The organism is Aeromonas taiwanensis (assembly GCF_000820165.1).
Lineage (GTDB): Bacteria > Pseudomonadota > Gammaproteobacteria > Enterobacterales > Aeromonadaceae > Aeromonas > Aeromonas taiwanensis.
Window position 1 is genome coordinate 1 of sequence record NZ_CDDD01000073.1, and the last position, 20,621, is coordinate 20,621.

At 66.3% G+C, this 20,621-nt stretch carries 15 protein-coding genes and 1 pseudogene; 9 read left to right on the plus strand and 7 right to left on the minus strand.

Going from position 1 to position 20,621, the window contains the following annotated elements; genetic code table 11:
- Nucleotides 1-161 precede the first annotated feature (161 nt).
- From BN1136_RS20685 to BN1136_RS13305, 4 genes and pseudogenes are all read left to right on the plus strand, one after another.
- Nucleotides 162-656 (plus strand): annotated as a pseudogene (locus tag BN1136_RS20685) (DsbE family thiol:disulfide interchange protein); the annotation flags it as partial.
- Nucleotides 657-1,787: a cytochrome c-type biogenesis protein CcmH gene (locus BN1136_RS13295; RefSeq protein ID WP_269429553.1), complete on the plus strand. Its 1,131-nt coding sequence runs from the start codon at nucleotides 657-659 to the stop codon at nucleotides 1,785-1,787.
- A 489-nt stretch (nucleotides 1,788-2,276) separates the two neighbouring features.
- On the plus strand, nucleotides 2,277-3,194 hold the full coding sequence (locus BN1136_RS13300; protein WP_043760071.1) for a serine hydrolase: 918 nt from the start codon (nucleotides 2,277-2,279) through the stop codon (nucleotides 3,192-3,194).
- A gap of 384 nt (nucleotides 3,195-3,578) precedes the next feature.
- The gene (locus BN1136_RS13305) at nucleotides 3,579-4,832 is read left to right on the plus strand and encodes a D-amino acid dehydrogenase (protein ID WP_043760069.1); all 1,254 of its coding nucleotides are present in this window, start codon (nucleotides 3,579-3,581) and stop codon (nucleotides 4,830-4,832) included.
- A 186-nt stretch (nucleotides 4,833-5,018) separates the two neighbouring features.
- Here BN1136_RS13305 and BN1136_RS13310 read toward each other — a convergent pair whose 3' ends face one another.
- Together BN1136_RS13310 and metE are read right to left on the minus strand one after the other, a co-directional pair.
- Nucleotides 5,019-6,152 (minus strand): HPP family protein, encoded by a 1,134-nt coding sequence (locus BN1136_RS13310; protein ID WP_043760067.1) that lies wholly within the window; start codon nucleotides 6,150-6,152, stop codon nucleotides 5,019-5,021.
- Between the two features lie 289 nt (nucleotides 6,153-6,441).
- Nucleotides 6,442-8,706, minus strand: coding sequence for a 5-methyltetrahydropteroyltriglutamate--homocysteine S-methyltransferase (gene metE / locus BN1136_RS13315; RefSeq protein WP_043760065.1), 2,265 nt, complete (start codon nucleotides 8,704-8,706; stop codon nucleotides 6,442-6,444).
- A gap of 161 nt (nucleotides 8,707-8,867) precedes the next feature.
- Between metE and BN1136_RS13320 the strand changes: the two genes are divergently transcribed.
- Nucleotides 8,868-9,815, plus strand: a complete 948-nt coding sequence (locus tag BN1136_RS13320; RefSeq protein ID WP_043760063.1) for a LysR substrate-binding domain-containing protein — start codon at nucleotides 8,868-8,870, stop codon at nucleotides 9,813-9,815.
- Nucleotides 9,816-9,873: 58 nt separating this feature from the next.
- Here BN1136_RS13320 and BN1136_RS13325 read toward each other — a convergent pair whose 3' ends face one another.
- The 3 genes from BN1136_RS13325 to BN1136_RS13335 all read right to left on the minus strand — a co-directional run bounded on the left by BN1136_RS13325 (nucleotide 9,874) and on the right by BN1136_RS13335 (nucleotide 14,042).
- Entirely contained in the window at nucleotides 9,874-10,638 is a 765-nt protein-coding gene (locus BN1136_RS13325; protein WP_152552610.1) for a siderophore ferric iron reductase, read from the minus strand.
- Nucleotides 10,639-10,721: 83 nt separating this feature from the next.
- Nucleotides 10,722-12,863 carry a TonB-dependent siderophore receptor gene (locus tag BN1136_RS13330; RefSeq protein ID WP_043760169.1) on the minus strand — a complete coding sequence of 714 codons (2,142 nt, stop codon included), beginning with the start codon at nucleotides 12,861-12,863 and terminating at the stop codon, nucleotides 10,722-10,724.
- Nucleotides 12,864-13,124: 261 nt separating this feature from the next.
- The gene (locus tag BN1136_RS13335; RefSeq protein ID WP_043760058.1) at nucleotides 13,125-14,042 is read right to left on the minus strand and encodes a helix-turn-helix domain-containing protein; all 918 of its coding nucleotides are present in this window, start codon (nucleotides 14,040-14,042) and stop codon (nucleotides 13,125-13,127) included.
- Nucleotides 14,043-14,265: 223 nt separating this feature from the next.
- Here BN1136_RS13335 and BN1136_RS13340 point away from each other — a divergent pair, with 223 nt between their 5' ends.
- Nucleotides 14,266-15,006 carry an SDR family oxidoreductase gene (locus BN1136_RS13340; protein WP_043760056.1) on the plus strand — a complete coding sequence of 247 codons (741 nt, stop codon included), beginning with the start codon at nucleotides 14,266-14,268 and terminating at the stop codon, nucleotides 15,004-15,006.
- A gap of 48 nt (nucleotides 15,007-15,054) precedes the next feature.
- Here the strand turns inward: BN1136_RS13340 and BN1136_RS13345 are convergent, their stop codons facing one another.
- Entirely contained in the window at nucleotides 15,055-15,960 is a 906-nt protein-coding gene (locus BN1136_RS13345) for a LysR family transcriptional regulator (RefSeq protein WP_043760053.1), read from the minus strand.
- A gap of 100 nt (nucleotides 15,961-16,060) precedes the next feature.
- On the opposite strand from BN1136_RS13345, the gene BN1136_RS13350 reads away from it, so the two are divergent.
- From BN1136_RS13350 to BN1136_RS13360, 3 genes are all read left to right on the plus strand, one after another.
- Nucleotides 16,061-16,699: an NAD(P)-dependent oxidoreductase gene (locus BN1136_RS13350; RefSeq protein ID WP_043760051.1), complete on the plus strand. Its 639-nt coding sequence runs from the start codon at nucleotides 16,061-16,063 to the stop codon at nucleotides 16,697-16,699.
- A 414-nt stretch (nucleotides 16,700-17,113) separates the two neighbouring features.
- Nucleotides 17,114-18,169: an isopenicillin N synthase family dioxygenase gene (locus tag BN1136_RS13355; RefSeq protein WP_043760049.1), complete on the plus strand. Its 1,056-nt coding sequence runs from the start codon at nucleotides 17,114-17,116 to the stop codon at nucleotides 18,167-18,169.
- 96 nt (nucleotides 18,170-18,265) lie between these two features.
- Nucleotides 18,266-19,429 carry a trans-sulfuration enzyme family protein gene (locus BN1136_RS13360; RefSeq protein ID WP_043760046.1) on the plus strand — a complete coding sequence of 388 codons (1,164 nt, stop codon included), beginning with the start codon at nucleotides 18,266-18,268 and terminating at the stop codon, nucleotides 19,427-19,429.
- Between the two features lie 117 nt (nucleotides 19,430-19,546).
- On the opposite strand, the gene folD is transcribed toward BN1136_RS13360, so the two are convergent.
- Entirely contained in the window at nucleotides 19,547-20,404 is an 858-nt protein-coding gene (folD, locus tag BN1136_RS13365) for a bifunctional methylenetetrahydrofolate dehydrogenase/methenyltetrahydrofolate cyclohydrolase FolD (RefSeq protein WP_043760043.1), read from the minus strand.
- Nucleotides 20,405-20,621: the final 217 nt, after the last annotated feature.

The window sequence follows — 20,621 nt, forward strand, 5'->3', positions numbered from 1 at the left end:
CTGCATGCATTATCACCAGTGTGTTTGGGCGATTGTGTTTTTTTTCAAGCAGAAGACGGCATACGAGATGCTCAGGAGTCTCGTGGGCTCGGAGATTGTGTATAAGAGACAGGTCCGGCCCCGACCACAGCCCCCAGCCCCCGGCTCGAACAGGAGTCCCTATGAGATCCCGCCTGCGTCTCTTTCTTCCTCTCGTGCTGACCCTGGGCCTCGGCGCCCTGCTCTGGCTCGGCCTTGGCAACAACCCCTACGGCCAGGATGAGGCCGTCGCAGGGCGCACCCTGCCGGCCTGGCAGAGTGAGAGCTTGCTGGGAGGGGCGGCCATTGACACCGCCAGCCTGAAAGGGGAACCCTTTGTACTCAATGTCTGGGCCAGCTGGTGCCCCAACTGCCGCGCCGAGCATCCGCTGCTGGGTGAGCTTGCGGGCTCCGTGCCCCTCTACGGCCTCAACTATCGGGACAAGGGGGATGCGGCCCGCGCCTGGCTGGCAAAGGCAGGCAACCCCTATCGCGCCGTGCTGGCCGACCCGGACGGCAAGCTGGCCCTCGAACTCGGCGTCTATGGCACGCCGGAGACCTATCTCTTTGCCGCCGACGGTACCCTGCTGACCCGCCACACGGGTGAGCTCACCCGGGAGATCTGGCAGCGCCAGTTTGTGCCCCTGCTCGCCCAAGCCCGCGCCGACGCCAGGACGCCCGCCGCCACCCCATCGGCGCNNCAGGAGCTGGCCCGCGCCCTGCGCTGCCCCCAGTGCCAGAACCAGAACCTGGTGGAGTCCAACTCCCCCATCGCGCGGGATCTGCGCCTCGAGGTCTACCGCTGGGTGGACGAGGGACAGTCTGATGAGCAGGTGATCGCCCGCATGACGGCGCGCTTCGGCGACTTCGTGCGCTATGACCCGCCCCTCAAGGCCAGCACGGCGCTGCTCTGGGGTGGCCCCGCCCTCTTGCTGTTGTTGGCCCTCAATCGCCTGCGCAGGAGCCTGCATCGCCGGCAACCGGCGCGGGTGCCCCTTGTCGGCGACAGAACCGAGGGGATGCTCGCCCACGACCCCAGGGCCGAGCTGAACCGGTGCATCATGGCCGAGCAGCAGGCGGGGCTTGCCCCCAACAGCCGTCTCTACCGGGAGCTGGAGCTGGCCCGTCTCGCCAACGCCACCCCCTCCGCCGAGCAGGCCCTGCGCGCCCGGCTGGCCGGCTCTCGCGCCGCCCGGCCCTGGCAGCAGTCATGGATGCCACTTGGGGCCCTTCTGCTGGCGCTCATCGCCGGTATCTATGCCAGCACCGGCCGCTATCAGGCGTGGCAAGAGCACCAATCCCGTCCGGACCCGCTGGCTGGCCTGAGCCCCCGGGATCTGCAGGACAAGGAGCTGGGCGCCCTGCACCAGCGTCTGCAAGCCAACCCCGCCGATCTCGACGGCTGGGCGGCGCTCGGCCAGTTGTATCTCTATCGGGACGAATACGAGAACGCCTGGCTCGCCTACCAGCGCCTGGCGCTGCTCGAAGGGGGGGCCAGTGCTGCCACCCAGGCCGCCCAGGCCACGGTGCGCTACTACCAGGCGGGGCAGCGGCTCACCCCGGAGGCCGAGCGCCTGCTGGACAGCGCACTCAAGCAGGACAAGGGTGAGGTGAGCGCCCTGATGCTGCTCGCCTCCGATCACTTCCTGCACGGCCGCTACGGGAAGGCTATCGCCCTCTGGCAGCAGCTGCTGGACGAGGAGCGCCCCCGCATCAACCGGGCTGCCCTGATCCAGGCCATCCAGACCGCCCGCCTTATGGGTGGCTGACCACGGCGATCGGCTGCCACGCCTCGGTTCGCATGATCCGCGAATGGATCGGGCCGCCGACCAGCCCTCGAGCCCGCCCGCAGAGAAAAACCGGCACAGTGCCCCTGCGCTGCACCCACAGAACCGGGGGCGCAGGATTGACGTAGTTGGCGACTGGGGAAAAAGGGGCATAACGCCCCCTTTCCCGGCACCGTTTTTACCGCCATAACTGTGATTAACGGGGCGTTCGAGGTGACAATGTGCCATCCGCTGCAAAAAGAGTCGTCATGAGACACCAGGCCGGCTTATAGTGCGCATCCGTGTCGGGTTAAGACTGCGTTGGGGAGCCACCAATGGATCCTGCTGAGGCACCCCTTAGTCCCAAGCGCAGCTATTTCAAGGTGCGCTACCCCATAAAATTGAAATATCGGCCCTTTGAACGTTGTGAAGCGTCAATTACCGTCATATAACTTACCCAAATGTCCCTGTGAGTCGTTGTAGAGTCAAACCATGAACCTTCGCCCCTATCTTCCCCTGCTGCTCGGCGCCTTCCTCCTTCCCGCCAGCATGGAAAGCGCCCATGCCAACCCGTTTTCTGCGACCTCTTCCTCCTCCCAACTGATTGCCCCACGCACCGATCTCGCCCTGAGATCCGATGCCTTCGTGGTCGCCAATCCGCGTACCGGTGAGATCCTGGCCGAGCGCAACGCCAATCGGGTAATGTCCATCGCCTCCATCACCAAGCTGATGACGGCCCTCGTGGTGCTGGATGCCAACCTGCGCCTCAACGAGACCCTGACCGTCACCATGGACGACGTGGACAGGCTCAAGGGCACGGGCTCGCGCCTCGCGGTGGGCTCGCGCCTGAGCCGCGCCGACATGCTGCACATCGCCCTGATGTCGTCTGAAAACCGCGCCGCTTCCGCATTGGGACGGTACTACCCGGGCGGTCGCAAGGCCTTCATCGAGGCGATGAATGCCAAGGCCCGCATGCTCGGCATGTGGAGCACCCATTTCGCCGACAGCACCGGGCTCAACCCGCGCAACGTCTCCACCGCCCACGATCTCGCCAAGCTGGCCGCTGCCGCCTCCACCTACCCGCTGATCCGCCAATACACCGCCTCCGAGCAGCGCCTGGTGCGCAACGGCAAGCGCCAGTTGCACTATCGCAACTCCAACAGCCTGGTCCGGGAAGGCCAGTGGCCCGTTCTGGTTTCCAAGACCGGCTATATCCGCGAGGCGGGTCGTTGCCTGGTCATGGGGACCCGGGTCAGCAATGAACCCGTGGTCATGGTGCTGCTCCACGCCAACACCACGAACGAGCGGGTCGCCGACGCCCGGAAAATCAAGACCTGGCTGGAAACCTCCGGTCGCATGACCCTGACCGCCCAGTCCAGCCCAAGGCCCAAGCTGTTCAGCAACCAATAAGGTCCGTCAGACAACGAGGCCCCCGTATCGTCAGGTGCGGGGGCCTTTTCTTTGCAGCTTCACTTGCTGCATCAGCATTTATTGCTCAACACCTGATGTTCGACCCGCCGCCAGGCTGGCCCCACCGCACAGCCCTCTCACCGCTTGGCGATACCGTCCGGATCAACCGGCCGGGCACGCTCCCCGCTGTCGCCCTGCTGGCGGCGACGCCCCCCTTCCCAACGCGGCCATGAAACCAGCACTTAATGCCAATAATGATGAAAATTGCGATATTGAGAGCCAGTTAACAAAATGTGAATAGATATATATCCCAATTATATCTACACCAGTTGAATATCCTGTGGCGGCTGATTAAGGTGGAGGCCCCAGTCAAGGAGAGACAAGATGGACATAGTAGTACTCGGTGGTGGCGTGGTCGGCGTGACCAGCGCCTGGTATCTGGCCAAAGCCGGTCACAGGGTGACCCTGCTGGAGCGGCGTGATGGGGTGGCACTCGAAACAAGCCATGCCAATGCGGGTCAGATCTCCCCGGGTTATGCCTCTCCCTGGGCGGCTCCCGGCATCCCCCTCAAGGCCGCCAAGTGGATGCTGCAAAAGCATGCCCCCTTCACCGTGCGCCCGACCTCGGATCCCTTCCAGCTGCGCTGGATGCTCAAGATGTTCGCCAACTGCACCCCGGCCGCCTACGCGGTCAACAAGGGGCGCATGGTGCGTCTGGCCGAGTACAGCCGGGACTGCATGAAGGAGTTGAGAGAGGAGCTGGACCTCGACTATGAGGGACGCCAGCTCGGCACCCTGCAGCTGTTTCGCAGTCAGGCCCAGCTTGACGCCAGCCAGCGAGACATCGAGGTGCTGGAGGAGTACGGCGTTCCCTACCAGTCGCTGGATGCCGGCGGCTGCGAGGAGGTGGAACCCGCCCTGGCCCGGGTGCGGGGCAAGGTGGTGGGCGGCCTGCGCCTGCCGGGGGACGAGACCGGCGACTGCTTCCGCTTCACCAAGGCCATGGCTGCCGAAGCGCAGCGGCTCGGGGTCAAGTTCGTGTTCAACTGCGCCATCGACGAGGTCGAGCTCGCCCAGGGGCGCGCCGTGGCGGTGCGGGCCGGTGAGCAGCGCTTCAAGGCCGACGCCATCGTCTGTGCCCTCGGCAGCTATGGCACCGGCTTCCTGCGCCCCCTGGGGATCTCGCTCCCCGTCTACCCGGTCAAGGGCTACTCCCTCACCCTGCCGATGACGGATGCCGCCGGCGCCCCGCGCAGTACCGTGCTCGATGAGACCTACAAGGTTGCCATCACCCGCTTCGACGAGCGGATCCGGGTCGGCGGCATGGCGGAGCTGTCGGGCTACAACCTGGCCCTCAATCCGAAACGCCACGACACCCTGGCCATGGTCGTCGGCGATCTCTTCCCCGAGGGGGGCGACATCAGCCGCGCCGAGTTCTGGACCGGGCTGCGCCCCATGACGCCGGACGGCACGCCCCTGGTGGGGCCGAGCCCCATCCCGGGCCTGTGGCTCAACACCGGCCACGGCACCCTGGGCTGGACCATGGCGGCGGGCTCGGGCCAGTTGCTGAGCGACCTCATCTCCGGCACAGCGCCTGCCATCAGCGACGAGGGGCTGACCCTGGCCCGCTACGGCTAAGGCCCTCGGTCCGCCATCGCCTTGATCAAGAGAGAGGGAGTGCCTGGCACTCCCTCTCTTTTTATTCCTCGCGGGTGATGTCTCCCATGCACGCCCAGCGTGCCAGGCTGCGGCTGATGCCGCCATTGCAAAGACAGGTGCAGCCCCGGAGTTGCAATGACAAGGGCCCCTCGCGGGGCCCCTTTCTTATGAATTGTCGGCACCTGGCTCCCGTTCTTGGGCCAGCCCGGGTTGCAGAGCCAGGGTGAAGAGGGCTGCCACCATGTCGGACTGGGTGATGATCCCCACCAGCTGGTCCCCCTCCACCACCGGCATGTGGTGCAGTCCGCCGTCGGAGAAAGCCGCCACCAGATCGTAGAGCGGCTGGTAGCGCCGCGCCGTCTGCACCTCCCGGGTCATCAGATCCGCCACCGTCAGCCCCTCGAGATCCGCTTGGGATCGGGGTTGCCGCTCCGTCCGGTCGATCATCAGGTCGTGCAGGGTAATGATGCCAAGCAACCTGCCCTCCTCGTCCGCCACCGGCAACGCCTTGATCTGGTGCCGGGAGAGCAGGTGCCAGGCCGCCATGGCCGAGGCTGCCGGCGCCGTGACGACGAGATCCCGCGACATCACATCCTGGCAGCGCACCGTGCCCACCCGCTCGCGCAGGGCGTGCAACTGGGCCTCCTGCAGCAGCTCCTGCAGATCCTGACGGTTGATGTCGAGCAGCTCGCCGTGTTTCTCCAGCGCAAAATCGATGTCCGTGGCCTGGGTCGCGAGGCGCTCGCTCGGCTGGGGATCGGCGGTCTGGTGCCGGTTGGGCGCCACCTTGCCGGTGTGGGGGTAGCGTCGTCCCAGCAGCCGGTTGTAGAAGAGGCCCATGGCCAGCAGCAACGAGGAGTTGAGCAACACCGGCAGCAGCACATAGCCCACCCCCAGCGCCCGGATCCCCTCGCCACCGATGACGGCGGTCAGGGCCACGGCCCCGCCGGGGGGATGCAGGCTGCGGGTGAGGAACATGGCGGCGATGGCCAGCATCACCGCCAGGGCCGAGGCGATCGTCAGATCCTGCACCAGACTGGCGCTCAACACCCCCATCAGCGCCGAGACGCCGTTGCCCACCAGGATGGACCAGGGCTGCGCCAGGGGGCTCGCCGGGGCGGCAAACAGCAGCACGGCAGAGGCCCCCATGGGGGCGATCAGCCAGTGCACCTCAAGCCCCAGCCCCCAGCGGCACAGCAAGGCAGTGCCCAGCAAGCCGACCAGGGCGCCGAGGGCCCCATAACAACTCTCTTTGACGCTGGTATTGGTCGATACCGGCAAGAAATCCCTGAACTGCATCCTGCTCCCGCTGACGATAACATTTATTTAAAATGCGCAATTCTAGCCAATTCCCCCCGCCGAGCACCAGCGTCCCCGTCGCCCGGGTACCCGCAACCGGTACGAACCCTCGCCCCTTGTCGCAATCTGGTGATCGAGCCTCCCAATGCCATTGGCTGCCGCAGACCTGGCGCAGGAACATTCCATCAGCACGCAAGACACGCAAAAAAAGAGGGAAGGCTCTCGCCTTCCCTCTCTCGTCACTCTGTCTGTTCCGTGCCCCGGTGTTTCACCGGGCCGGTCAGGGCCGTCAGGCCAGCTCGGCGCGCAGTGCCCGGGTCGCGTCGACCATCACCTTGAGGGCGGCGGTGGTCTCTTCCCAGCCGCGGGTCTTGAGGCCGCAGTCCGGGTTGACCCAGAGCCGGTCCGCCGGGATCTGCTTGGCGGCTTTGCGGATCAGATCCTCAATCCAGCCCTGGCTCGGCACGTTCGGGGAGTGGATGTCGTAGACGCCCGGCCCGATCTCGTTGGGGTAGTTGAAGCGCTCGAACGCCTCGAGCAACTGCATCTGGCTGCGGCTGGTCTCTATGGTGATGACGTCCGCGTCGAGTGCCGCTACCGCCTCGATGATGAGGTTGAAGTCGCTGTAGCACATGTGGGTGTGGATCTGGGTGCTGTCCACCACAGGGCTCGCGCTCAGGCGGAAGGCGCGCACCGCCCAGTCCAGATACGCCTGGTGATCCTGCTTGCGCAGGGGTAACCCTTCGCGGATGGCCGGCTCGTCGATCTGGATGATCTTGATGCCCGCGGCTTCCAGATCCGCCACCTCGTCGCGAATGGCCAGGCCAATCTGCAGGGCGGACTGTTCGCGGCTCACGTCTTCCCGCGGGAAGGACCAGCAGAGGATGGTCACGGGACCGGTCAGCATCCCCTTCACCGGCTTCTCGGTCAGGCTCTGGGCAAACTGGGTCCACGCCAGCGTCATGGGAGTCGGACGGTCGATGTCACGGGTGATCACCGGCGGCTTGACGCAGCGCGAGCCATAGCTCTGTACCCAGCCGAAGCGGGTGATGGCAAAGCCGTCCAGCAGCTCACCGAAATACTCCACCATGTCGTTGCGCTCGGCCTCGCCGTGTACCAGCACGTCCAGCCCGATGGCCTCCTGACGTTCGATGGCATCCTTGATCTGGGCCTGGATGCCCGCCTCGTAGGCGCCGTTGTCGATGCGACCGGCACGCCACTCCTGGCGCAGCCCCCGGATCGCGGCGGTCTGCGGGAAGGAGCCGATGGTGGTGGTGGGCAGGAGCGGCAGCTTGAGATCCGCGCGCTGGGCCTCGGCACGCACCGGGTAGACGCTCTGGCGGCTGAAGTCGCTGTTGGTGAGGCTGGCCAGGCGCGACTGCACCGCCTTCTTGTGCACCCGGCTGTCGGACTCCCGATCGACGATGGGCTGGCTGTAGGCCGCAATCTTGTCCAGATCCCCGCCATCCAGATAGTCCGCCAGCAGTCCCAGCTCATAGCACTTCTGCAGGGCGAAGGCGAACCAGCTGCGGGTCTGGGGATCCAGCTCGTGCTCCAGGGTGAGATCCACCGGGCTGTGCAGCAGGGAGCAGGAGGAGCCGACCCAGAGGCGCTCGCCGAGCTTCTCTTTCAGTGCCTTGAGGGTCGGGGCCAGCCTGGCCAGGTTGGCGCGCCAGACGTTGCGGCCGTTGATGACGCCAGCCGAGAGCACCCACTGGGCCGGCAGGTGCGGGACGAGCGTCTCGAGCTGCTCGGGGGCCGCCACCAGATCCAGGTGCAGGCCGTCCACCTTCAGGCTGGTGATGATGTCGCGCTGATGGGCCACGGACCCGAAGTAGGTGGTGAGCAGCAGCTTGCAGGGGCCGCTCAGGCGCTCATACGCCTTGAGGTAGGCCAGACGCCACTCGTCCGGCAGGTCCAGGGCCAGGGCCGGCTCGTCGATCTGTACCCACTCCACGCCCTGAGCGGCCAGTTTCGCCAGAATTTCCTGGTAGACGATGAGCAGGCGCTCCAGCAGCTCGAGACGGGAGAAACCGCTCTCCTTCTCCTTGCCAAGCCAGAGGTAGGAAACGGGACCCAGCAGCACCGCCTTGACCGGCAGCCCCAGGGCCTTGGCCTCTTCCACCTCGTCAAACAGCTGGCTCCAGCCCAGCTTGAAGCGCTGATCGCGGCTGAACTCGGGCACCAGGTAGTGGTAGTTGGTGTTGAACCACTTGGTCATCTCGGCGGCGGCGGCGGCGGGGCCGGTCGGCGCACGGCCACGGGCCACCCGGAACAGGGTGTCGAGATCGGTATCGCCGTGGCGGTGACGGGCGGGCACCGCATCCACCAGCAGGCTGGTACCCAGCACCTGATCGTACCAGGCGAAGTCGCCCACCGGCAGCAGGTTGACCCCGGCGGTGCGCTGCGCCTGCCAGTGACGCTCACGCAGGCTCTTGCCCACGGCAACGAGTTCGGCCTGGGTGGTCTCGCCACGCCAGTAGGATTCGAGGGCAAATTTCAGCTCGCGCTTGGCGCCGATACGGGGGAAGCCCAGGGTGTGTGCTCGTGTCATAGGTCCAATTCCTTATGCTCATTCATCTGATGGGAAACTGGATGATTTAGCCATCCAGATGTTTACACATCCAGAATGACGAGATAAGGTGGCCTTGGCTATTGAATCCTCTTCAACTGGCTCTCAAGAATTTCTCAACTGACGCACAAAGGAGCAGTGCCATGGGTGTGCCCAACCAGTCCAACAACCCTGCAAGCAGCAATCCGGGCATCGATCTCAAACACCTGAAGACCATCAGCGCCCTGGCCGAGCAGGGGTCGCTGGCCGGGGCGGCGCTCACCCTCAACCTCACCCAGTCCGCCCTCTCCCATCAGCTCAAGGAGCTGGAGACCCGCCTCAACCTGGAGCTGTTTCTTCGCAAGAGCCGCCCCCTGGTGCTGACGGCGGCGGGGCAGCATCTGCTCGCCCTGGCCCGTCAGGTGCTGCCCGCCCTGGCGCTGACCGAGCGCCAGTTGCAGGCCCTGCACAGCGGCGACGCGGGCAGGCTGCACCTGGCCCTCGATTGCCACAGCTGCATCCAGTGGCTGCTGCCGCTGTTGCCGGATTTTCGCCGCCAGTGGCCCGGGGTGGATCTGGAGGTGGAGTCGGTGCCGGGCTTTGATGCCATCAGCGCCCTGCTCGGCGGCCAGCTCGATCTGCTGCTCACCTCCGACGTGCAGGCCCGCGGGGATCTGCACTTCGAGCCCCTGTTCGCCTTCGATCTCACCCTGGTGATGGCACCGGATCACCCCCTCTGCCAGCGGCGCACCATAGCGCCGGAGGATCTTCGCCAGGAGGTGTTGCTGGTCTACCCGGTGGAGCGCGCCCGCATGGACGTGTTCAGCCGCTTCCTGCAGCCGGCCGGGGTGGAGCCCGCCCGCTGCAAGCCGGTGGACAACACCTCTGTGATGCTGCAGATGGCCGCCGCCGGCCTCGGGGTCGCCGCCCTGCCCCGCTGGGCCAGCGACGAGTTCGTGCGCCAGGGGCTGCTCGAGGCGCGCCCGCTCGGAGAGGGCGTGCGCCGCCATATGTATGGCGCGGTGCGGGCCGCCGATCGGGATCAGGCCTGCCTGCAGAGCCTGTTCGAGCGCATTCGCACCCGGATGGGAAGCGCGCCGCAGGAGGCATGAAAAAAGCCGCCCAGGGCGGCTCTCATACCAATGATTCCCCGGGATCCACTCCCGGGCATCACCCCTCTGAACAGTTCACGGCCCCCTGCCGCCTCGGGCAGTTGCCGCAGAGATCCCCGTCCCGACGCTTGTAGTGCAGGCAGCAGCGCTGGCGCACATAGCCCGGGAGGCCATCCAGGGGCAAGGCGGTCGGGCGCCAGCCCGCCAGATGCTCGTCAGGTAGACCGCAGGCGGCGAGCCAGAGTGGCGCGTGGGCCGCGACCACCTCCCGGCTCACCTCGCCGAAGAACTCGGGCACCCGCACCAGGGCCGCCAGCAGATCGTCGGCCAGGAGCGGGCGCACGAAGCCTGGCCGCAGCCGCTGCCCCTCCCCGACGAGCGCGAGCAGCCCCTGCCAGTGGGTCTGCAGCCGCTCCCCCGCCACCGCGATCAGGGTCTCCACCTCTCCCTTGATCATGGGCTCCAGGGGCAGGCAGAAGCCGGACACCAGCCCCGCCTCATACCCCTGCCCCAGCCTGTCCAGCGCGGGCACGGCCTTGTGCCGGTAGACAGCCACCATGGCAAGATAGATGGACTGCCAGCAGAGCATGCCCCAGCTGCGGGTCAGCCAGTAGGCCGGGCCCGCCTCCGGGTGTGCCTGTCGCCAATGCTCATGCAGGGCCGCCGCCACCTCGCCGGGGGTGTTGCACGCGGGCGCCGTCAGCAGCGGGGGCTGACTGCCCGCCACCCGCCCTTGTCCCTTGAGGGAGGGGATCAGCGCAGCCGCGGCCACAAACAGGGCGTCGTGCTCCGCCGCCCGGGTGTGTTCGCCATGCAGCGCCAGCGCGCCGAGGCCGCGCGGCCGGGCGCTCTCGCGGCCATCGCCGCCGAAGGGTGAATGCCCCGGGCGCGGCCCGGGGCGCAGGGTCAGAATGCGTATTTGAGTCGCGCCTCCACGCTTCGCTCGGCCCCGAACCAGCAGTTGTTCTGGTCATAGCAGGAGTAGTAGGTCTTGTTGAACAGGTTGCTGGCGCTGAGCGACACCCCCACCCCCTTCAGGCTCGCGCTGAGGGCGGCCAGATCATAGGAGGCGGACATGTCCATCAGGAGGTAGTCCGGCACCTTGCCCGTGTTGGCGGCGTCGATCTCGGCCTCCCCCACATAGCGCAGGCCGGTGCCCACCCGCATCCCCTCAAGGCTCCCCCCCAGCTGGTAGTTGCTCCACAGCGACGCCATCTGCCTTGGCACCCAGACCGGGGTCTTGCCCTGCAGGCTGGTGGTGTCCCGGGTGATCTCCATGTCCATCAGGGTGTAGCTGGCGGTCAGGTCCAGCCTGCTGGTGAGATCGGCGCGCCCCTCCAGCTCGATGCCCCGGGAGACGGTCTCCCCGGTCTGCAGCTTGGGCCCGTAGACGTTGTCCGGATCCGTCACCAGGGCGTTCTCCTTGGTGATGTGGAAGGCGGAGAGCGTGGCCGTCTTGCTCATGTCCTCCGAGAGAAACTTGAGCCCCCCCTCCCACTGCTGACCGGTGGCCGGCTTGAACGCCTTGCCATTCTTGTCTGCCCCCGGTACCGGCTCGAAGCTCTCGGCATAGCTCACGTAGGGCGAGAGGCCGTTATCCAGCTCGTAGAGCGCCCCCAGGCGGAAGGAGAGGTTGTCCTGATCGATCTGGGCCAGGGACTGGCTGGCCGCCCCCTGATAGAGGGTCCGGCTGTCGGTGTCCATCCGGTAGCGGTCGTAGCGGGCACCGCCGATGGCCACCAGCCGGTCGAGGCGCACCTGATCCTGCAGATAGACGCCGCTCTGGGACTGGCGGATCACCTTCTGATCCTGATAGTTGAAGGTGAGCGCCCCCGGCACAATCTGGCTGTGGTCCGGATTGAAGATGTCGATGGCGGGCGCCGAGTAGTCGAGCGTATCCCGGTAGAGCACGTGGGCATCCAGGTACTGGTAGTCGACCCCGAGCAACAGGTTGTGCTGGGCCGCGCCGGTCTGCACCTTGCCCGCCAGCTGGTTGTCGATGACGAAACCGCGGGAGTCCTCATCGGTGAGATAGGCGTTGCGGGCCAGGGTGCGGTTGTCCGCCCCCAGGGCCGCGTTGTAGGTGTTACGCTGATAGGCGGACGCATCCATGTAACGGGCATTCTGCAGCACCTGCCAGTTCGCGTTGAAGTCGTGGCTCAGCTTGTAGCCGACCAGGGTCACCTCACGGTTGTACTCGTTCCAGTTCTCGTCCCCGAGGAAGGTATCGCTGCCGAGCTGCCCCAGGGGATTGCTCTTGACCGAGCCGCTGGCGGGCACAGTGGTGTAGATGCCCGCCTCGGGATCTTTCTGGTAGTAGAGGTTGAGGTTCAGCAGGGTCTGCTCGCCGAGCTGCCAGTCCAGGGACGGCGCAAAGACGTAGCGCTCCTCTTCGGAGGTCACCGCCTGGCCCTCCTTCTGGCGGGCCAGCCCTACCACCCGGTAGGCGAGCCTGTCGTTGATGGCCCCCGTGCTGTCCAGGGTCATCTCCTTGAGATTGCCGGTGCCGCTCGCCAGGCTCACGCTGTGGCTGGCTTCCCGCTGGGGGCGCTTGGCGATGAGGTTGACCATGCCGCCCGGCGGCATGCTGCCATAGAGCACCGAGGTCGGCCCCTTGAACACCTCCAGCTGCTCGATGGCCACCGGGTCTATCTGGGGTTGCAGGTTCCACTCGTTGTACTGCAGCAGCAGACCGTCATAGAAGTTCTGGTAGTTGTCAAAGCCGCGGATGTTGAACAGGTCCAGCCGGTTCACGGCCCCGCCGCGCAGCTCGGTGTTGACCCCGGGCACGTAGCGCAGCGCCTCGCTCACCGAACTCACGCCCCTCTGCTCCAGGGTCTCGCCGTCCACCACCGAGATCGCCTGGGGTGTCTCGACGGGGTCGAGCCGGGTCTTGGTCGCGGTATTGCGATAGGTCTGACCGAGCACGGTCAGGGTCTCGTCGGCGCGCGCCGCTTCCTGACTCGCAGGGGCGGCCAGCACGGCACTGGACAACAGGGTGGAGATGGTCGCGGCGACCACGGTCAATGGGGGGTGAACAAGTTGCATCTGATCCTCGACTGCCAACTGCATTTGAATAGTAACAAATATCATTTGCATTTTATTGTTCTATTTCGCCCCGGAATTAACAATTTGGGGCATGTTGGCGGGAAACGCAGAGAGATCAGGAGGAAGTCAGTCTCAAATGACAAGACTCATTGGCAACGAACGGCGCCGGTGAGTTCAAATGGCTATCGGTCTCGGCACCAGCACGCCTTGGGTTCGGGGGAGCAGACTGATGACGCCGGCAGGAGAGGCACAAACAGGCGCTCAAGCTCCCCCGCAAGGGGCGACAGGCAGCCAGTACTCCATGCGGGCGTCCACCTGCCGACCGTCGAACCCCGGGGCGTAGCGCTCCAGCTCGAAGCCGTCCAGGCCCCGGTAACCGGAAGTGGGCAGCCAGTTCAGGATGAACCAGGTGAGGGTCCGGGCCAGCTCGTCGATGGGCCCCACATGGGTGATGACTGCGTACTCCTGGGGCGGCACCCGCAGCCGTGCAAGGCCGACGGGCATCACCTCCTCCTCCCCCGCCGGAGCCCCGGCCCAGTAGGGCAGCAACGCCTCGCCCGCCGCCGACACATCCACCACCCCCAGCAGCTCGCCGGACAAACTCAGGCCCCCCGCCTCGCGCAGCGTGCGCCAGATGGCAGGCACCGTCTGCTGAAAGTCCGGCGACGGTGCAAACAGCCCCCGGATCGTTCCCCTCACCCCGTGCAGCACGAAACCCGGACGGCTCTCCACCCGCACCTGGACCCATTTCGGGTTACGGGTCGGCGCTGTCTGGGCCCGGGCCAGCGGCAGGGAGAGCCCCAGCCGCAGCCCCCGCTTGCGATAGGCCAGCGGCGAGCAGCCGAACTGCTGCTTGAAGGCGCGGCTGAAGCTCACCTCGGAGCCAAAACCATGGCTGAGCGCCAGATCCAGCACCCGCTGGCGGGTCGAGAGCAGGGCCTCTGCCGCCTGGCTCAGCCTGAGCGCGCGCACGTAGTGGGCCACCGTCTGACCGGTCTCGTGCAGGAACACCCGCTGCAACTGCCAGCGGGACCAGCAGCTCTGCTCGGCCAGCTGCTCCAGGGAGAGCGGCTGATCCAGGTGGGCGTGGATGTAGTCCAGCACCCGCTCGATGCGGGTGAAGTGGGCGCGCGCCTCGGGCACCTGGCCGGAGGGGAAGAGAGGGGATGTCGGGTTCATGGTGCGCTCGGATCACAGCCTGCGGGGCGAGTGCGCCACATTAAACATGGCCGCCCTGCCCGCGGCAAGGGGGATCCAGCGACGAACGAAGGGACGCGGTCCCCTCACCTCGCGCCGACTTGTCACAAAAGTGACGCCTTCCCCTGTCACAGTGGATACGGACAAGGTTATCAATTGCCCGTGCAGGGCATCCTTTCGTCGCGACATGCCAGGGAGAGCCAGGATGAAGAAAATTGCCTTGATCACCGGAGCCCGTGGCGGCATCGGCACCGCCATCACCACCGCCCTGCTGGAACAGGGGTATCGCATCGTCGCCACCCACTCCAGCACCAGCGCGGCGGCGGCGCGGGAGTGGTTCGACGACCAGGGGCATCATCCGGAGCGGGTGCGGCTGCTGGCGCTGGACGTGGCCGACACCGCCATGTGCCGCGAGACCCTGGGCCGACTGTTGCAGGAGGAGGGACGGGTCGACGTGCTGGTGAACAACGCCGGCATTACCCGGGATGGCGCCTTCAAGCGGATGACGCCGGATCAGTGGTTCGAGGTGATCCACACCAACCTGTGCAGCCTCTACAACGTGACCCAGCCGCTGTTCGACGCCATGTGCGAGCAGCGCGATGCTCGCATCATCAACATCTCCTCGGTCAATGGCCAGAAGGGGCAGTTCGGCCAGGTCAACTACTCGGCCGCCAAGGCGGGCATGCTGGGCTTCACCAAGGCGCTGGCGGCGGAGGGGGCCCGCTTCGGGGTCACGGTCAACGCCATCGCCCCCGGCTACACCGCCACCCCCATGGTGGCGGCGATCCGCACCGACGTGCTCGACAGCATCAAGGCGGACATCCCCATGCGCCGCCTGGCCAAGCCGGAGGAGATCGCCGCCGCCGTGGCCTTCCTCGCCAGCGAAGCGGGGGCCTATATCACGGGGGAAACCCTGGCCATCAACGGCGGCCTCTACATGAAATAAGCCCGCGCGAGGCGTCGGGGGCGACCGGGGGAACCCGGCCGCCCCTTTTCATTGCCCCGCCCTGGCCGCTTGGCCGTGCTCGGCGAAGTGGCTGCGCAGGGCGCTGATCACCCGGCGCACCTTCTCCGGGATCTCCCGCTGGGGCGTGATGGCGTGGATCTCCATGGCGGGCGCCTGAAAGCCCGGCAGCAGCGCCAGCAGGCGGCCCGAGGCGAGATCCTCCTCGATCTCCCCCTCGGGTTGCAGCGAGATCCCCTGCCCCGCCAGGGTGAACTGGCGCAGGGGCAGCACGTTGTTGCACAGCACCCTGGGCTTGGGTCTGAGCCGGTGGGGTTGCCCCTTGTCGTCCAGCAACAGCAACCCTCCCCCCAGCATCTCCGAGGCCAGCCAGTCGTGGGTCAGCAGATCCGCCGGCGTGCGCGGCGTGCCCTTGCGCGCCAGATAGGCGGGCGAGGCGCACAGCAGCATCCGGGTCTCTCCCAGCCTGCGGGCCACCAGGGTGGAATCTTCGAGCGTCCCGACCCGCAGCGCCACGTCGATGCGCTCCTTGATGAGATCCCGCTTGCCGTCGTCGGCGATGATCTGGATGCACAGGCCCGGATGCGCCTGCAGCAGCGGCGAGAGCGCCCGCGCCAGCGGCTGCCCCGCCATCCCCACGGGCGCGGTGATCCGCACCTCCCCGAGCAGGCTGTCACGCACCTCCGAGAGGCGCAGCTCGGTCTGGTTCAGGGTCTGGCGCAGGGACTGGCACCCCTGCCACACCACCTCCCCCGCCTCGGTCAGGCTGAGGCGGCGGGTGGAGCGGTGCAGCAGGGGCAGGCCGAGCAGCCCCTCGAGCTGGCCGATGTGCTGGCTGACGGCGGACGGGGTCATGCCGAGGGCCTTGGCAGCGCCGGTCATGCTGCCCGCCTCCACCACGGCGGCGAAGATGGCGTAGCGTCTGAGCTGATCCATTATGAAGTCCTGCTTACAAGTGAATGCAATTTACAGTGGATTATTAAATCACATCCGGGGGCGTAGGATAGCCTCATTCCAACAGTGAAGGAGAATCCCCATGAAAATTGCCCTGATCGGTGCCAGCGGTTTTGTCGGTTCCGCCATCCTCCAGGAAGCCGTCAGTCGCGGCCACCACGTCACCGCCATCGTGCGCGACATCAGCAAGATTGCCCCCCACCCGCAGGTCACCGCCGTGGCCGTGGACGCCCAGGACAGCCAGGCCCTGGCCGGGATCATCGAGGGGCACGATAGAGTGATCAGCGCCTACAACCCGGGCTGGGCAGTGCCGGACATCTACGACCAGTACCTCAAGGGAGCCAGCGCCATCGTGGCCGCCGCCGTCGCGGCCAAACGCTGGCTGCTGGTGGTCGGCGGTGCCGGCAGCCTGGAGATCGTCCCCGGCGTGCAACTGGTGGATACCCCGGACTTCCCGGCCGAGTGGAAACAGGGGGCCCTGGCGGCCCGCGACGGCCTCACCGCCCTTCGCCGGGAAGCCACCCTCGACTGGCGCTTCGTCTCCCCGCCCGTGTTCCTGGAACCCGGCGAGAAGCGCGGCGGCTACCGGCTCGGCGCCGATCGGGTGCTGTTTGACGGGGACAACCCCGCCGGCATCACTGTCGGGGATCTGGCGGACGGCGTGCTGAACGAGGCGGAAAAGCCGGCCCACCTGCGCCAGCGCTTCACCCTGGGATATTGAGCCGCCTGCGGCAAAGCGACGGGGTATCGCCGCCAATCAGGGGCCTGGCCCCGCCATGAGAAAGAGGGAGGCCTGGGCCTCCCTCTTTGCGTGTTGTCACTCGGTCATCCGGCCGCCCTTGTCCCCTTACCATCTTGCCGCCCGGGGCCCCTTATCTGACCCCGCCTTCGGGAGCCCCCGCCAGACGGTCGACTGCTTCGGTCAGTTCATTCGGCCAACTCATTCGGCCAAGATGGGCCCGAGCCGCGTTCTGGCCGCCACCCCGAATGGGCATCGAATTCTATTTCGAATTTTGTATATAACTAAGAATAATTTATTGTTTCGCACTTATAACACCGAACAGTAGCATCACCCTCAATCCATCTGGCGCCCCTGTGCTGACAGGTCACGCCCCCGGAACATGAGGAGATGCCCATGACATACCCATCGCTGCCGATCATCGATCTCGCCGCCCTCCAGGGCGCCCCCGACGCGCGCCGCCAGATGCTGGCCACGCTCGGCAAGGCGGCCCGCGAGGTGGGCTTCTTCTATCTGGTGGGCCACGGTCTGAGTGAATCGGCGCAGCGGGAGACCCTGGCGCTCGCGGCCCGCTTCTTCGCCCTGCCTGCGCAGGAGAAGCTGGCGGTGCAGATGGTGCACTCCCCCCACTTTCGCGGCTACAACCAGGTGGGGGCCGAGCTCACCCGGGCGCGGCCGGATCTGCGGGAGCAGTTCGACATCATGAACGAAGAGGCGGCCCTCGACGCCGCCACCCTGACCCAGCCCTGGCAGCGGCTCACCGGCCCCAACCAGTGGCCCGCCGCCCTGCCCGGGATGAAGGCGCAGTTGCTGGCGTGGCAGGAGAAGCTGAGCGACATCAGTCTCACCCTGCTGGCCGCCTTCGCCGAGGTGCTGGCGCAGCCGGCCGGGGTGTTCAACGAGAGCATCCGCGGTGTCCCCTACCAGCACATGAAGCTCATTCACTACCCGGGGCGTGAGGCGGGTGGTAGCGGTCAGGGGGTCGGCGCCCACAAGGATCCCGGCTACCTGACCCTGGTGATGCAGGACGAACACTCCGGGCTCGAAGTGGAGACGGCGAACGGCTGGATCCCGGCGCCGCCCGTGCCGGGGGCCCTGGTGGTCAACATCGGCGAGCTGCTGGAGCTGGCGTCCGACGGCTACCTCAAGGCCACCCTGCACCGGGTGGTGAGCCCGCCGCCCGGGGTATCGCGCCTCTCCTGCGCCTTCTTCATGGCGGCCAGGCTCGATGCCACCGTGCCGCTGCTGTCGCTCTCCCCCGAGCTGGCGGCACTGGCCGAAGGACCCCAGAGCGATCCCGCCAACCCGCTCTTCTATCAGGTGGGGGAGAACGTGCTCAAGGGGAGGCTGCGCTCCCACCCGGATGTGGCGGCCCGCCACTATGGCGCCCCGATGGCGCAGGGCCGTGAACGGACGGCAGGCAGCGTGCGGGCCGAACCCGAGCCCGCCTGAATTTGCCATATTGATGACAGGGCGGGACGCCGCGGCGCCCCGCCAATCCATGACACAAGCAGTTGGGCCACGGCCTGGCAATGACGGAGTAACACGATGAAATTCAAGACCATGAGCGTGCACAGCGGCCAGCGGATCGATCCACAGACCGGCGCCCTCACCACCCCGCTCTACCAGAGCAGCACCTTCAGCTACTTCAATGCCCAGACGGGCAAGGAGCGCTTCGCCGGTCAGGCCCCCGGTTTCATCTACAGCCGCTTTGGCAACCCCACCACCGCCGAGCTGGAGCAGAAGCTGGCGGCGCTGGAGGGGGCCGACGAGGCCCTGGTGGTGGCAAGCGGCATGGCGGCGGTGAGCGCCATCATGTACGCCCTGGCCGACAGCGGTGATGAAGTGGCCTACATCGGCCCCCTCTACGGCGGCACCGATGCGTTTCTCAAGCAGACCTTCAGCCGTGCCGGCATCAAGATCACCGCCTACGAGAGCGATCAGGATCTGCTGGCCAACATCCGTTCTGGCACCAAGGTGGTACTGTTCGAAACCCTGACCAACCCCACCCTCAAGGTGGTGGATCCGAGAGTGGTGGTGGAGGCGGCCCGCAAGGTGGGCGCCATCACGGTGTGTGACAACACCTTCCTCACCCCCTACCTGTTGCGTCCCCTGGAGCTCGGGGTCGATCTGGTGATGCACAGCGGCACCAAGTACCTGGGCGGCCACGGCGACATCATCGCCGGGGTGGTGGCCGGCTCTCACGCGCTGATGAAGTCGGTGCGCACCGTGGCCCTCAAGCACATCGGCTCCCCCATAGGCCCGCAGGAGGCCTACCTGCTGCAGCGTGGGGTCAAGACCCTGCCCCTGCGCATGGATGCCCACCTGCACAACGCCCAGAAGGTGGCCGACTTCCTGGCCGCCCACCCGGCGGTGAAGAAGGTGATCTACCCGGGGCTTGCCAACCATCCGGGCCACGATGCCCTCGGCACCTTCGCCAGCGGTTTTGGCGGCATGGTGAGCATCGAGCTGGAAGGGGGCTTTGCGCGCTGCGCCACCCTGCTCGACAACCTGCAGCTGTTCGTGCAGGCGGTGAGCCTGGGGGATCTCGAGAGCCTGGCCTGCCATCCGGCCAGCACCACCCACGCCGCCATGGACGAGGCGAGCCGCCTCGCCGCCGGGGTGAACGACGATCTCATCCGCTTCAGCATCGGGGTGGAGGATGCGGACGATCTGATCGCCGATCTGGCCGCCGCCCTGGCCCTGATCTGACCCCAGTCACCACGCTCAAAAGGCGCCGCTCAATAAAAAAGGGAAGGCCAGGCCTTCCCTTTCTCTTGTCTGCTTGTCTATGTCGCCGACCCTGTTCGCCCAGGCCGACACACTGGCTCAGGCGTCGTGATAGTCCTGGCAGGCGCTCAGGGTATTCTCCATCAGGCTGGCCACCGTCATGGGCCCCACGCCCCCCGGCACCGGGGTGATGAAGGCGGCGTGATTGCGCGCCGTTTCATACTCCACGTCCCCCACCAGGGAGCCGTCCGCCAGGCGGTTGATGCCCACGTCGATCACCAGGGCGCCCGGTTTGACCCACTCCCCCGGAATAAAGTTGGGCTTGCCCACCGCCACCACCAGCAGATCGGCCCGGCGCACCTGGGTCTCCAGATCCTGGGTGAAGCGGTGGCAGGTCGTGGTGGTGCAGCCGGCCAGCAGCAGCTCCAGCGTCATCGGGCGCCCCACTATGTTGGAGGCCCCGACCACCACCGCATGCAGACCGTGGGTCTTGACGCCGGTGGTCTCGATCAGAGTCATGATCCCCTTGGGGGTGCAGGGGCGCAGCGCCGGGATGCGCTGGGCCAGACGACCCACGTTGTAGGGGTGGAAGCCATCCACGTCCTTGTCGGGACGAATGCGCTCCAGCACCTGGGTAGTGTCGCAGTGGGCCGGCAGGGGGAGCTGCACCAGGATGCCATCCACTTCCGGATCCCCGTTGAGCTGGTCGATCAGCGCCAGCAACTCCTCCTGAGTGGCAGTGGCACTCAGGTCATAGGAGCGGGAGACAAAGCCCACCTCTTCACAGGCACGACGCTTGCTGCCCACATAGACCTGGGACGCCGGATCCAGCCCCACCAGGATCACCGCCAGACCCGGTGCCCGCTTCCCCTGAGCCAACCGCTGTTGGACTTGCGCTGCGACCTGATTGCGAATCGTTTGCGCAACCTGTTTTCCATCAATGATTTTGGCAGACATCGTTCTTCACTCACCATGTGTTCAACTGCGCGCATTGTCGCATTTTTTTGGCGCGGGTGTTAGCAGCTCTCGCCTGACGGGCAATAAGTAGGCACTTGAATTTACTGGCGGAAAAAGTCGTTGACGCTGACTTTGGCGCTTGGGTATGATGCCCGCCCGTTGCCCAGTCGTACCGTCCCCGGTATGCTGGACAGTGAATTTTCGGTGATTAGCGCAG

What these genes read in the sequence shown, in the direction of transcription:
- BN1136_RS13360 (WP_043760046.1), top strand. Translation starts at nt 18,266, where the DNA reads ATGAAATTCAAGACCATGAGCGTGCACAGCGGCCAGCGGATCGATCCA.
- BN1136_RS13310 (WP_043760067.1), bottom strand. Translation starts at nt 6,152, where the DNA reads ATGCAGTTCAGGGATTTCTTGCCGGTATCGACCAATACCAGCGTCAAA.
- BN1136_RS13320 (WP_043760063.1), top strand. Translation starts at nt 8,868, where the DNA reads ATGGGTGTGCCCAACCAGTCCAACAACCCTGCAAGCAGCAATCCGGGC.
- folD (WP_043760043.1), bottom strand. Translation starts at nt 20,404, where the DNA reads ATGTCTGCCAAAATCATTGATGGAAAACAGGTTGCGCAAACGATTCGC.
- BN1136_RS13335 (WP_043760058.1), bottom strand. Translation starts at nt 14,042, where the DNA reads ATGAACCCGACATCCCCTCTCTTCCCCTCCGGCCAGGTGCCCGAGGCG.
- BN1136_RS13330 (WP_043760169.1), bottom strand. Translation starts at nt 12,863, where the DNA reads ATGCAACTTGTTCACCCCCCATTGACCGTGGTCGCCGCGACCATCTCC.
- BN1136_RS13340 (WP_043760056.1), top strand. Translation starts at nt 14,266, where the DNA reads ATGAAGAAAATTGCCTTGATCACCGGAGCCCGTGGCGGCATCGGCACC.
- BN1136_RS13350 (WP_043760051.1), top strand. Translation starts at nt 16,061, where the DNA reads ATGAAAATTGCCCTGATCGGTGCCAGCGGTTTTGTCGGTTCCGCCATC.
- BN1136_RS13300 (WP_043760071.1), top strand. Translation starts at nt 2,277, where the DNA reads ATGAACCTTCGCCCCTATCTTCCCCTGCTGCTCGGCGCCTTCCTCCTT.
- BN1136_RS13355 (WP_043760049.1), top strand. Translation starts at nt 17,114, where the DNA reads ATGACATACCCATCGCTGCCGATCATCGATCTCGCCGCCCTCCAGGGC.
- BN1136_RS13345 (WP_043760053.1), bottom strand. Translation starts at nt 15,960, where the DNA reads ATGGATCAGCTCAGACGCTACGCCATCTTCGCCGCCGTGGTGGAGGCG.
- metE (WP_043760065.1), bottom strand. Translation starts at nt 8,706, where the DNA reads ATGACACGAGCACACACCCTGGGCTTCCCCCGTATCGGCGCCAAGCGC.
- BN1136_RS13305 (WP_043760069.1), top strand. Translation starts at nt 3,579, where the DNA reads ATGGACATAGTAGTACTCGGTGGTGGCGTGGTCGGCGTGACCAGCGCC.